The 12,806-nt window shown below is 69.8% G+C and carries 7 protein-coding genes; 3 read left to right on the top strand and 4 right to left on the bottom strand.

The features are described 5' to 3' along the window. Nucleotides 1–76: 76 nt before the first annotated feature. From ACFYWS_RS35025 to ACFYWS_RS35015, 3 genes are all read right to left on the bottom strand, one after another. A complete protein-coding gene (locus ACFYWS_RS35025) occupies nt 77–5,026 on the bottom strand; it encodes an NAD-glutamate dehydrogenase (RefSeq protein WP_389283187.1) in 4,950 nt (1,649 codons plus the stop codon). Between the two features lie 808 nt (nt 5,027–5,834). Beyond that, entirely contained in the window at nt 5,835–6,506 is a 672-nt protein-coding gene (locus ACFYWS_RS35020) for an HAD family hydrolase (protein WP_389283186.1), read from the bottom strand. Nucleotides 6,507–6,537: 31 nt separating this feature from the next. After that, nucleotides 6,538–7,056 carry a DUF6912 family protein gene (locus ACFYWS_RS35015; RefSeq protein ID WP_389283184.1) on the bottom strand — a complete coding sequence of 173 codons (519 nt, stop codon included), beginning with the start codon at nt 7,054–7,056 and terminating at the stop codon, nt 6,538–6,540. 269 nt (nt 7,057–7,325) lie between these two features. Here ACFYWS_RS35015 and ACFYWS_RS35010 point away from each other — a divergent pair, with 269 nt between their 5' ends. Next, on the top strand, nt 7,326–7,769 hold the full coding sequence (locus ACFYWS_RS35010) for an Rv3235 family protein (RefSeq protein ID WP_389283182.1): 444 nt from the start codon (nt 7,326–7,328) through the stop codon (nt 7,767–7,769). 117 nt (nt 7,770–7,886) lie between these two features. Here ACFYWS_RS35010 and secA read toward each other — a convergent pair whose 3' ends face one another. Then, on the bottom strand, nt 7,887–10,715 hold the full coding sequence (gene secA, locus ACFYWS_RS35005; RefSeq protein ID WP_389283180.1) for a preprotein translocase subunit SecA: 2,829 nt from the start codon (nt 10,713–10,715) through the stop codon (nt 7,887–7,889). 229 nt (nt 10,716–10,944) lie between these two features. Here secA and ACFYWS_RS35000 point away from each other — a divergent pair, with 229 nt between their 5' ends. Together ACFYWS_RS35000 and ACFYWS_RS34995 are read left to right on the top strand one after the other, a co-directional pair. Then, nucleotides 10,945–11,517: a GNAT family N-acetyltransferase gene (locus tag ACFYWS_RS35000; protein ID WP_389283178.1), complete on the top strand. Its 573-nt coding sequence runs from the start codon at nt 10,945–10,947 to the stop codon at nt 11,515–11,517. 47 nt (nt 11,518–11,564) lie between these two features. Then, a complete protein-coding gene (locus tag ACFYWS_RS34995; protein ID WP_389283177.1) occupies nt 11,565–12,740 on the top strand; it encodes a winged helix-turn-helix domain-containing protein in 1,176 nt (391 codons plus the stop codon). Nucleotides 12,741–12,806: the final 66 nt, after the last annotated feature.

The following is a 12,806-nucleotide window of genomic DNA, read 5'->3' as shown; positions in this document are numbered from 1 at the left end:
CCCCACCAGCGAAAAAGGGGGGCGCCCCGAGCCGGATTCGGCTCGGGGCGCCCCCGTTCGCGTAACCGCGTAACCGCTACGAGTGCGTGCGCAGCAGCGTACGCATCGTGCGCATGGCCACCGAGAGGTTCGCCAGGTCGAACGAGTCCGAGCCCTGGATCTCCTCCAGGGTCGAGCGCGCCCGGCCCAGGATCGCCGCGTTCTTCTCCTCCCACGCCTTGAACCGCTGCTCGGGCGTGGACGTACCGTTGCCCGCCGTCAGCACGTCGGAGGTGAGGGCCGCGTGCGCCGCGAACAGGTCCTCGCGGATCGACGCGCGGGCCATCGACTGCCAGCGGTCGGAACGCGGCAGCTCGATGATGCGGTCCATGAGCTGGGTGATGCCGAGCCGGTCGCCGAGGTCGTAGTACACCTCGGCGACGGACAGCGCCTCCTTGCCCGTACGGTCGGCGATCTGCACGATGTCGAGCGTCGGGAACGCGGACGAGAATCCGGCGACCCGCTCCGCCAGCTTCTCCGGCACACCCGCGCCGGTCAGCTCGTCGACGATGCCCTGGTACCACTCGACGTCGGCGCCGCGCAGCATCTTCGGCATCGCGGCCCAGACCTCGGTGACGCCCTCCTTGAAGAAGTCGATCGTCTCCGCCAACTGCAGCGGCTGCGGGCGGTTGTTGAGCAGCCACCGCGTGCCGCGCTCGACGAGGCGGCGCGAGTGCAGCCGGACCCGGGTCTGGACATCCGCGGCGACGACATTGTCGAGCGCCTCGACCGCGTCCCACACCTCGCTGAGGTTGAAGATCTCGCGCGCGGCGAGCTGCGCCCGCACGATCTCCTCCAGGGACGCGCCCGTCTCCTCACGGAGGCGGTGCAGGAACGTCGAACCGCCGGTGTTCACCGTGTCGTTGACGAGGACCGTCGTGATGATCTCGCGGCGCAGCGCGTGCCCGTCGATCGCCTCGCCGTACTTCTCGCGCAGCGGCTTCGGGAAGTAGGCGTGCAGCAGGCGGCGCAGGTAGGCGTCGTCGGGCAGCGACGTCTGGATCAGCTCGTCGGCCGCCGTGATCTTCGTGTACGCGAAGAGGACGGCGAGCTCCGGCTGGCTCAAGCCACGGCCGGAGTTGAGGAGCTCCCTGATCTGCCGGTCGGTGGGCAGGAACTCCAGGCCCCGGTCGAGGTGGCCCTGCTTGCCGAGGCGACGCATGAACCGCTGGTGGGCGTGGAGCAGGGACGGCGCCTGGGCGCAGGAGTTGGCCAGGGCGGTGTTCTGCGCGTAGTTGTTGCGCAGCACCAGGTGCCCGACCTCGTCCGTCATGGCGGCGAGCAGCTTGTTGCGCTGCTTGACCGTCATGTCGCCGTCGGAGACGAGCCCGTTGAGCAGGATCTTGATGTTCACCTCGACGTCCGAGGTGTTGACGCCCGCGCTGTTGTCGATGGCGTCGGTGTTCACCCGGCCGCCGCCGCGGACGAACTCGATGCGGCCCAGCTGGGTCGCGCCGAGGTTGCCGCCCTCGCCGATCACCTTGGCGCGCACGTCCTGGCCGTCGACGCGGATCGGGTCGTTGGCCTTGTCGCCGACGTCCGCGTTGGACTCGACCGACGACTTGACGTACGTACCGATGCCGCCGTTCCACAGCAGGTCGACCGGCGCCTGGAGGATGGCCTTCATCAGCTCGGCCGGGGTCATCTTCGCCAGGCCGGACTCGATGCCGAGGGCCTCGCGGATGTGGGCGTTGAGCTGGATCGACTTGGCGGAGCGGGGGAAGATGCCGCCGCCCGCCGAGATCAGCTCCTTGTTGTACTCCGCCCAGCTCGACCGCGGCAGCTCGAACATCCGGCGGCGCTCGGCGTAGCCGGTGGCCGCGTCGGGCTTCGGGTCGATGAAGATGTGCCGGTGGTCGAAGGCGGCGACCAGGCGGATGTGCTCGGAGAGCAGCATGCCGTTGCCGAACACGTCACCGGACATGTCGCCGACGCCGACGACCGTGAAGTCCTGGGACTGGCTGTCGACGCCCAGCTCCCGGAAGTGCCGCTTGACGGACTCCCAGGCGCCGCGGGCGGTGATGCCCATGCCCTTGTGGTCGTAGCCGGCCGAGCCGCCGGAGGCGAAGGCGTCACCGAGCCAGAAGTTGTACGACTCGGCGACCTGGTTCGCGATGTCCGAGAAGGACGCCGTGCCCTTGTCGGCCGCGACCACGAGGTACGTGTCGTCCTCGTCGTGCCGCACGACGTCGGACGGCGGCACGACCTCGCCGCCGACCAGGTTGTCGGTGATGTCGAGCAGCGCCGAGATGAAGGTCTTGTAGCTCGCGACGCCCTCGGCCATCCAGGCGTCGCGGTCCACCGACGGATCGGGCAGCTGCTTGGCGACGAAGCCGCCCTTCGCGCCGACCGGCACGATGACGGTGTTCTTCACCATCTGCGCCTTCACCAGGCCGAGGATCTCCGTACGGAAGTCCTCGCGCCGGTCCGACCAGCGCAGACCACCGCGCGCGACCTTGCCGAAGCGCAGGTGCACGCCCTCGACGCGCGGCGAGTACACCCAGATCTCGTACGCCGGGCGCGGCGCGGGCAGGTCGGGGATGGCCTGCGGGTCGAACTTCATGGAGACGTAACTGTGCGGCTTGCCGCCGCCCGCCTCCTGGAAGAAGTTCGTCCGCAGCGTCGCCTTGATGACGGTGAGGAAGGACCGCAGGATGCGGTCCTCGTCGAGGGACGCGACCTGGTCGAGGGCGCCGTCGACCTCTTCGAGCAGCCCGTCGATCAGCTCGGTCCCGGCGCGCTGCCGGTCCGGCGACATCCGCGCCTCGAACAGCGACACCAGCAGGCGCGTGGTGTGCACGTTCGTCCGGAGGGTGTCCTCCATGTAGTCCTGGCTGAACGTGGAGCCCGCCTGGCGCAGGTACTTGGCGTACGCGCGCAGCACCATCGCCTGACGCCAGTTCAGACCGGCGCCCAGGACGAGGGAGTTGAAGCCGTCGTTCTCGGCGAGGCCGGTCCAGGTGGCGGCGAAGGCCTCCTGGAAGCGCTCGCGGCCGTCGGCCCCGAGGTCGTCCCCGTTGCCGTTCGACGGCTTCGGCATGCGCAGGCCGAAGTCGTAGATCCACGCGGTCTTGCGGTCGCTGCACCGCAGCTCGTACGGGCGCTCGTCGGTGACCTCGACGCCCAGGCGCTGGAGCACCGGCAGGACGGCGGAGAGCGAGACGGGCGCGCCGATCCGGTAGATCTTGAAGCGGCGCTCGCCGGGGGCCGCGCCCACCGGCTCGTACAGGGAGAGCTCGAAGTCCTTGTTCTCCTGCGTGAGCTGTTCGAGGTGGACCAGGTCGGCCACGGCGGCGCGCGGCGAGTGGTCGGCCTTGAAGCCCTCGGGGAACGACTGGCCGTAGCGGCGCAGCAGTTCGGCGGCGCGCTCCTCGCCGCACTCGGCGTTCAGCGCCTCCCCGAAGCCGTCGGCCCAGGAGCGGGCGGCCTCGACGAGGCGGGCCTCGATGCGGTCCTTGTCGGCGTCGGAGAGCTCCGGCAGTTCGGTGCCCTGGGGGACGCGGACGACGAAGTGCAGCCGGGAGAGGATCGACTCGGTGTTCCAGGCGGTGAAGTCGACGCTGGTGCCGTCGAGCTCCTCCTTGAGGATGTCGATGATCCGCAGGCGTACGCCCGTGGTGTAGCGGTCGCGCGGCAGGTAGACGAGGGCCGAGTAGTAGCGGCCGTACTCGTCCTGTCGCAGGTAGAGCCGCAGCCGGCGGCGCTCCTGGAGGTAGAGCACGCTCGTGACGATGGACCGCAGCTCGTCGGGCGGCGTCTGGAAGAGCTCGTCGCGCGGGTACGTCTCCATGATCTGCATGAGGTCACGGCCGTCGTGGCTGTTCGGCGTGAACCCGGCGCCCTTGAGGACCTCGGCGACCTTGCGGCGGATGACCGGGACGCGGCGCACGCTCTCGGTGTACGCGGCGGAGGAGAACAGGCCGAGGAAGCGGCGCTCGCCGACGACATTGCCCTCGGCGTCGAACTTCTTCACGCCGACGTAGTCGAGGTAGCTCGGCCGGTGCACCGTGGCGCGGCTGTTGGCCTTGGTGAGGACCAGCAGGCGGTGCTCGCGGGCCTTGGCGCGGGCGTCGGCCGGGAGGCGGTTGAAGGACGGCGAGACCGGGTGGTGCTCGTCGCGCTCGTGGTGCGGGTCGGAGCGCAGGATGCCGAGCCCGGTGCCGGGCACGGCGGCCAGCGAGTCGTCGTCGGAGAGGTCGTACTCGCGGTACCCGAGGAACGTGAAGTGGTCGGCGGCCAGCCAGCGCAGCAGCTCGCGGGCCTCCTCGACCTCCTGGTCGGGCAGATCGCCCGCGGTCGGCTCGCTCGGCAGCTCCTCGGCGATGCGCAGCGCCGAGTCCCGCATCTTCTCCCAGTCCTCGACGCACTCCCGTACGTCGGACAGGACGCGCAGCAGGTCGGAGGTGATCTGCTTGAGGTCGGCGCGGTCGGTCTCGCGGTCCATCTCGACGTGGATCCACGACTCGGTGAGTACGTCGTGGCCCTCGGTGGACGCGCCGGACGGCAGCACCTCGAGGAGCTTGCCCGCGACATCGCGCCGGACGGTGATCTGCGGGTGGATGACGACGTGGATGCCGCGCCCCTGCCGGGACAGCTCGTTCGTGACGGAGTCCACCAGGAACGGCATGTCGTCCGTGACGACCTCGACGACGGAGTGGCTGCAGGTCCAGCCGTTCTCCTCGACGGTCGGCGTGTGGACCTTCACGTTCGCGGTGCCCTGTGGTCGGTTCTCCGCGAGGCGGTAGTGCGAGTGCGCCGCCCCGAAGACATCGACCGGATCACGGTCGCTCAGATCCTCCGGTGCGGTGTGCAGGTAGTAGCGCTGGAGGAACGCGAGCACGCTGTCGGTGTCGGTGGTGGTCCCGGCGGCTTGCGTGTCCTCGCCCGTCGCCCCAGTCGGTAGGTTCCCCCCTACCGGGCTGTTCTCAGCTACCCGGGCGGCCCTCGTGAGCAGCTCGGCTTTGGCTTCGTCCAGCTTGGTCTGCATTGTCCTCTGGCTCCTGTCGCGCGCCGTTGCGAGACGTAGACGTGGCGTAGATGTATCGCTCGGCACAACGTCCCGACGCGGGGTGTCCGGTCTGAGACGACGTTATGCCCGGATGAGAGACGGGTGGACGACAATGCGCCGTTTTCAACGAAGAGGCCATCCGCCCGAAACGATCAGCGGCTGAGCGCCGGGCACGACCGCTGTGGCAGGTCGTGATCTCCCGGCGCGGGCAGGGGGCGACGATGCCCCCGCGAGATATCGCGCTGATCACGGGACCAGGCTATCTCTCCCCGAGGGGGCATCGTCATGAGCCGCTTGTGTACAAATCAGGGGGTGGAACTTTGACAGTCTGCACAGAACCCCTGAAGCCCTTGCGTAGTACGGGCTCTTGCCGGGCGAGCGGCGCGGCGGTACGCCGGGCGCACGACACGGCGGATCCCGGCGCGGAGGAGCGTGTGACCAACGGCACCCGGAATCCCGAACTCGGTCCGGGCCAGTACGCCGCATTGGTGATTCCCGGCGGCCGGGAGGAAAGTGCGGTGGCTGCCCCGCCGACGAAGGCAGCCACCGAAACGTGCCGTGCCCCGGACGCAGCGACGGGGAACCGATGCCACGACAGCCGTGGGGAGTTGACCAATGCCGTCCGGCGCCCCGCCGCGCCGATCCTCCGGAGCACGCCACACCTGTACAGCCTGACGTGCGCGGGAAGCCCCCGGCATCGGTATCGGCCGGGAGCCGTATACGCATCTGCGCACACCGGACCCGGATCCGTATACCTAGGGCCTCCGGCCGGGGACCGCCCGGCCGCTCAGGCCGCCGCGGCCATCCGCTCGGCCTCGCGCACCGCGTCCGCGAGCGTGTCGACGACGGGGGCGCCGACCCCTTCGAGGCTGGCCCGGCTGTGCGAGCCGCCGGTGTAGAGGACGGCCTGCGCGCCCGCGGCGATCGCGGCCACCGCGTCGTCCGCGGCGTCCCCGATGACCACGGTCCGCTCCGGGGCCACTCCGTCGAGGACTCCCAGGTGCCGCACCATGTACTCGGCCTTGCTGCCGCCGGAGGGCCCCGTCCGCCCGTCGACCCGCACGAACCGCTCGGCGATCCCCAACTGGCTGACCAGCGGGACGAGTTCCTCGTGTCCGGCCATGCTGAGGATGGACTGGCTGCGCCCGGCCTCCTGCCAGCCGGCCAGCAGCAGCTCGACACCCTCGGTGAGCCGGCAGTCCACCGCGTACCGCGTGTAGTGCTGGTGGAAGGCGCCGTCCATCGCCGTCCACTCGGCGGCGGTGGGCAGCCGGCCCATCATCCGCTCGTAGAACTTGGGGATGGGTATGCAGTACAGCTCGCGGTATTTCTCCAGCGTGATCGGTTCAAGACCGACCGCGGCGAAGGCCGCGTTGCTGGCGCGGATGACGGCGTCGTTGTCGTGGAACAGCGTGCCGTTCCAGTCCCAGACGATGTGTGTGCCTGTGTGCGTCCCCATGGCAGGAAACTACCCACCTCGGGGCGGTCCGTCAGTGGCCGCCCTCACCCAGGAGGCCCGGGATCTCCTGCGTGGCGAACCACAGCAGGTCGTGGTCCTCGGCGCCGTCCACGACGAACTGCGCGTCACCGTCGCCCCGGTCGGCCGCGGCGAGCGCCTCTGCGGCCGCCGCGACATCGGCGTCGGCATCGCCCGAGTCGACGTGCACGGCGGCGACCTTCGCCAGCGACACGGCCTCACGCACCGTCAGCTCACCGAGCGCGACCGGGTCGAGCCCGCGGTCCGGGTCTGTGACGGCGGCCCGGTCCGGTACGTCCACGGCGACGACGACCCGGCGGCGCGCGGCTCCGGGATCGGCGGCGACGAGCCGCAGCGAGGCGAGCGCGGCCCTGCCCAGCGCCGCGTACTCCAGCTCCTCGATGTCCTCGGACAGGTACCACTCGCGCAGCGCGGGCGTCACGGCGAAGGCGGTGACGGGCGCGGGCCCGATCTCGCCGGCCTTGTACGCCTCTGCGAGTCGAGGCAGGGACAGAGGTACGTACACGCGCATGGTCCGGCTGCTTTCTGCTCTGCGTCGGGGGCTTCAGGATACGTGCGGGCGTCCCCCTTCGGGCCGCCGCCCGCACCCGCCCACACGTCAACGCCCACCCACGGCCGACCCCCGTACGCTCCCGGGGGCCGGGCCCTCCCACCGGTCCGGTCACCCTGATAGGCGAACCCACCGGCGCGCTCCGGCTCCCACCACCGGCGCTTGCCGCCGCGCCCCCGGCCTCGTAAAAGATCTCCACGAGGAGTTACCGGCCGGTATCGGGAGGCGTCATGCAGAAGGTCATGAACAGGCGGGGGCCACGCGGAATCACCCGGCCGCCCACACGCCGCGACAGCCGTCGCCCCGGCGCGGGACCGCGACGCGTCCCACCGCGGATCCCGCCGCACCCCACCGAGCTGTTCACACAGCGCCTGCTCCTGGTGCTCAGCGGCGACAGGCCCCTGCACTGGTTCGCCCGGCACGCCGCGCACCAGGCCTTCGACGACCTGCTGTGGCTGGTGGAACGCCGCGCGCTGCTGCCCGGCGCGGGGCACCGCCCGACCGTGCACGGCATCGGCCACTTCGAACCCGCCCCCGGCAGCTACGAAGTGTTCGCCCGCATCGCGGTCGGCCCCCGGCTGCACGCCCTGGCCTTCCGGCTCGCCCTGGGCGAGGACCAGCGGTGGCGCTGCACGGCGGTGGAACTGGGCGGCCGACCACCTCGCGGGGAGTGAGCTCTGGGGTGTGACCTCTGGGGTCTGGCCTCTGGGTGTACAGCGGTTCGGGCAAAAGGAAGGGGCTGAGCACCTCGTGCCCAGCCCCTTCGCACACACCGCGTCACACGCGCCACGTCACTTCTTGCGACGGCGGCCCTTCTGCTGCTTGCGCCGCTCGGCGCGCGTCATCCCGTCCGCCGAGGAGCGCGTAGGCCCGCCCTCGGTCACGAAGTCGCCCTCGTCGACACCGCCCTCGGCGTTCGGCGCCTGGAAGTGCAGCCGGTCGGGGCGCTGCGGCGCGTCCAGGCCCTTGGCCCGGATCTCCGGACGGCCCCCGGCCTGCGCCGGCACCGCGTCCTGCTTCTCCAGGTTCGCGGCCGGCACCGCGTCCGCCACCGGGACCTCCTCGACCTGCTGCTCGACCTGGACCTCCAGGTTGAACAGGTAGCCGACGGACTCCTCCTTGATGCCCTCCATCATGGCGGTGAACATGTCGAAGCCCTCGCGCTGGTACTCGACCAGCGGGTCCTTCTGCGCCATGGCGCGCAGGCCGATGCCCTCCTGGAGGTAGTCCATCTCGTAGAGGTGCTCACGCCACTTGCGGTCGAGCACGCTCAGCACGACCCGGCGCTCCAGCTCACGCATGATCTCGGAACCGAGCTGCTCCTCGCGCGCCTCGTACTGCGCGTGGATGTCGTCCTTGACGGCCTCGCCGATGAACTCGGCGGTGAGACCGGCCCGGTCCCCGACCTCGTCCTCGAGCTCCTCCACGGTGACCTTGATCGGGTAGAGCTGCTTGAACGCGCCCCACAGCCGGTCGAGGTCCCACTCCTCGGCGAAGCCCTCGGCGGTCTCGGCGCCGATGTACTCGTCGATGGTGTCGTCCATGAAGTGCTGCACCTGCTCGTGCAGGTCCTCGCCCTTCAGGACGCGGCGGCGCTCGCCGTAGATCACCTCGCGCTGCCGGTTGAGCACCTCGTCGTACTTCAGGACGTTCTTACGCGTCTCGAAGTTCTGCTGCTCGACCTGCGACTGCGCGGAGGCGATGGCGCGGGTCACCATCTTGTTCTCGATCGGGACGTCGTCCGGCACGTTGGCCATCGCCATCACGCGCTCGACCATCTGCGCCTTGAAGAGCCGCATGAGGTCGTCACCGAGCGACAGGTAGAAGCGGGACTCACCGGGGTCGCCCTGACGGCCGGAACGTCCGCGCAGCTGGTTGTCGATACGCCGCGACTCGTGCCGCTCCGTACCGAGGACGTAGAGCCCGCCGAGGTCCTTGACCTCCTCGAACTCGGCCCGCACCGCCTGCTCCGCCTTCTCCAGGGCGGCGGGCAGCGCGGCCGCCCACTCCTCGACGTGCTCGACCGGGTCGAGACCGGCCTGGCGCAGCTCGGCCTCTGCGAGGTCGTCCGGGTTGCCGCCGAGCTTGATGTCGGTACCACGACCGGCCATGTTCGTGGCGACGGTGACGGCGCCCTTGCGGCCGGCCTGGGCGACGATCGTCGCCTCACGGTCGTGCTGCTTCGCGTTCAGCACTTCGTGTTGAACCCCGCGCTTGGAGAGCTGCTGCGACAGGTACTCGGACTTCTCGACGGAGGTCGTACCGACGAGGATCGGCTGGCCCTTGCCGTGCTTCTCGGCGATGTCGTCGACCACCGCGTCGAACTTGGCGACCTCGGTGCGGTAGATCAGGTCGGCCTGGTCGGCACGGACCATCGGCCGGTTCGTCGGGATCGGCACGACGCCCAGCTTGTAGATCTGGTGGAACTCGGCGGCCTCGGTCATGGCCGTACCGGTCATGCCGGAGAGGCCGCTGTCGTATCCCTCGCGCTTGTAGAGGCGGAAGAAGTTCTGGAGGGTGATGGTCGCCAAGGTCTGGTTCTCGTCCTTGATGTCCACCCCTTCCTTCGCCTCGATCGCCTGGTGCATGCCCTCGTTGTAGCGGCGGCCGGCGAGGATACGGCCGGTGTGCTCGTCGACGATCATGACTTCGCCGTCGATGACGACGTAGTCCTTGTCCTTCTTGAAGAGTTCCTTGGCCTTGATGGCGTTGTTCAGGTAACCCACGAGCGGCGTGTTGACCGACTCGTAGAGGTTCTCGATCCCGAGCCAGTCCTCGACCTTCGCCACACCCGGCTCGTGGATGGCCACGGTGCGCTTCTTCTCGTCGACCTCGTAGTCGCCGGTCTCCTCGATGCCCTTCAGCGTGTTGCCCGCCTCGCCCTTCTTGAGGCGCGTGACGAGCTTGGCGAAGTCGCCGTACCACTTCGTGGCCTGGTCGGCGGGGCCGGAGATGATCAGCGGCGTACGGGCCTCGTCGACGAGGATGGAGTCGACCTCGTCGACCACCGCGAAGTTGTGGCCGCGCTGGACGAGCTCGTCCTGGGACCACGCCATGTTGTCGCGGAGGTAGTCGAAGCCGAACTCGTTGTTCGTGCCGTACGTGATGTCGCAGTTGTACATCTCGCGGCGCTGCGCCGGGTTCATGTTCGCGAGGATGCAGCCGACGCTCAGGCCGAGGAACTTGTGAACGCGGCCCATCATCTCGGAGTCGCGCTCGGCCAGGTAGTCGTTCACCGTGATCAGGTGGACGCCCTTGCCGGACAGCGCGTTCAGATACGTCGGCAGCGTGCCGACCAGGGTCTTGCCCTCACCGGTCTTCATCTCCGCCACGTAACCGAAGTGCAGCGCGGCGCCGCCCATCAGCTGCACGTCGTAGGGGCGCTGGCCCAGCACGCGCCGGGCGGCCTCACGGACGGTGGCGAACGCCTCGGGCAGCAGGTCGTCGAGGGTCTCGCCGTCCTCGAACCGCTGCTTGTACTCGTCCGTGAGTGCGCGCAGCTCGGCGTCGGAGAGACTCTCGAAGTCCTCTTCGATGGAGTTGACCTGGTCCGCGATGCGGTGCAGCTTGCGCAGGATCTTGCCTTCGCCTGCACGCATGATCTTCTGGAGGACGGACACGGGGGTTGGTCTCCTTGCCGGTCGGGCCTGGCACGGTCGGTTTTCTCTGAAACTTCTAGGTATTACTGGGGACTACCAAGGACTACTTGGAGCAACGGCCATCGTATGCGAGGACCCCACCGTGCCGGGAGGTCTGCCATCAGGTCCAACGCTCGGGCCGCCGCGAAGGTGCCGGTACGACCCATGAAAAGTCATGGCGCCCCCGCCGCGTGCCGAGCAGAATCGGGCGATGGACCCCGTGACGCTGACCACCGATCGCCTGCAGCTGCGCACGTTCGTGCCCGCCGACATCGACGAGGTGTACGTCGCGGCCCAGGATCCCGACATCCAGCGCTGGACCACGATTCCCTCGCCCTACGCGCGCGTGGACGCCGAGTACTTCATCAACCGTGTCGTCGCGGACGGCTGGCGCGGTGACACGGAGTACACGTTCGCGATACGCGCCGAGGACTCCGGCCCTGTGGTCGGTGCCGTCTCCCTCCACCACCCGCGCGTGGGTACCTGGGAGATCGGCTTCTGGACGGCCAAACGGTTCCGCGGCCGCGGCTATATGACGGAGGCCGTCCTGGGCGTGTCCCGCTGGGCCTTCACCGACCTCTCCTGTACGCGCGTGGAGTGGCGCGCGGAGGTCGGCAACGTAGGCTCCCTCACGGTGGCGGAACGCGCGGGCTTCACCCTGGAGGCCACCCTCCGGGCGGCCCTGCCCAACAAGGGCGTCCTACGGGACTGCTGGCTCGCCTCCCTCCTCCCCACGGACCTCGGCCTCCCGACCCCGCTGCCGTACCTGCCGGCCCGGGGGTGACCCGAGCGCGGTCCCCGTTGTCAGACCCGCCCTCTATCGTTTTGGGGATGACGACCTCGCCGCGTCCCACCGCCGCCTTGTCCGCCGACGAAGCCCGCCGTATCGCCCTCCGCGCCCAAGGCTTCCTCGGCGCCCCCGACCGCAAGGCCGGCGTGCGTGGCGTGCTCCGCCACCTCGGCGCGGTCCAGCTCGACACGATCTCCGTACTCGCCCGTTCGCACGAGCTGATCCCCTACGCCCGCCTGGGCGCGGTGCCCCGGACCAAGGTCGAGTCGGCGTACTGGACGGGCTCCAGCAGCCCCCACGCCTTCGAATACTGGTCGCACGCCGCCTGCGTGCTCCCCATAGAGGAATGGCCGCACTTCGCCTTCCGCCGCCGCGCCTACCGCGCCCGCCCCCACTGGCACCACCATCTCCCCGACGGCGCCTACGACCAGGTGATCAAGCAACTCCGCGCGGAAGGCCCACTCACCGCCACGGAACTGGGCGGCGCGAAGAACAAGGGCGAGTGGTGGGACTGGTCCGAGTCGAAGATCGCCGTCGAGCGCGCGCTGATGTACGGCGAGGTGGTCTGCGTGGAGCGCCGCGGCTGGAAGCGGATCTACGACTTGGCGGAGCGCGCGATCCCGTCGGCCCTCCTGCACGACGACCTCGACGACCTCGAGTGCGTCCGCCGCCTGGTCCGCCAGGCCGGCGACGCCCTCGGCGTCGGCACGCGCGCGGACATCGCGGACTACCACCGGCTGAAGAACGAACAGTTCGACGCGGTGATCGAGGACACCGGCCTCGTCCCGGTCACGGTGGAGGGCTGGGGCGGCAAACCGGCCTGGGCCGCCCCAGAGGCCCTCGAATCAGCGCCCCGCGGCCGCCACCGCACGACGCTCCTGTCCCCCTTCGACTCCCTGATCTGGGAGCGCGCCCGTACGGAGCGGATCTTCGGCTTCACGCACCGCCTGGAGGCGTACGTCCCCAAGCCGAAGCGGATCCACGGCTACTTCGCGATGCCGGTCCTGTCCGGCGGCCGCCTGGTGGGCCGCGTGGACCCCGCGCGTGCGGGCAGCACACTGGTCGCCAAGCAGGTCTCCCTGGACGGCCCGAAGGCCGTACCGGCGGTGGCGGCGGCGCTCCACGAAGCGGCGAGCTGGGTCGGCTGCGACAGCGTCAGAGTGGAGCACATGGACTCGGCCCCCCTGAAGCGTTCCCTCGTCGCGGCCCTCGCCTAGGGCCCTTCTGACGGATCTTGCTGGAGTCGCGGGCCCTGGCACGCGCCGGAACCGGCCATTGCGGCC

The organism is Streptomyces sp. NPDC002795, from assembly GCF_042888725.1.
Lineage (GTDB): Bacteria > Actinomycetota > Actinomycetes > Streptomycetales > Streptomycetaceae > Streptomyces.
Note: the sequence above shows the minus strand (reverse complement) of the source record. Positions and strands in the feature narration are given on the sequence as shown.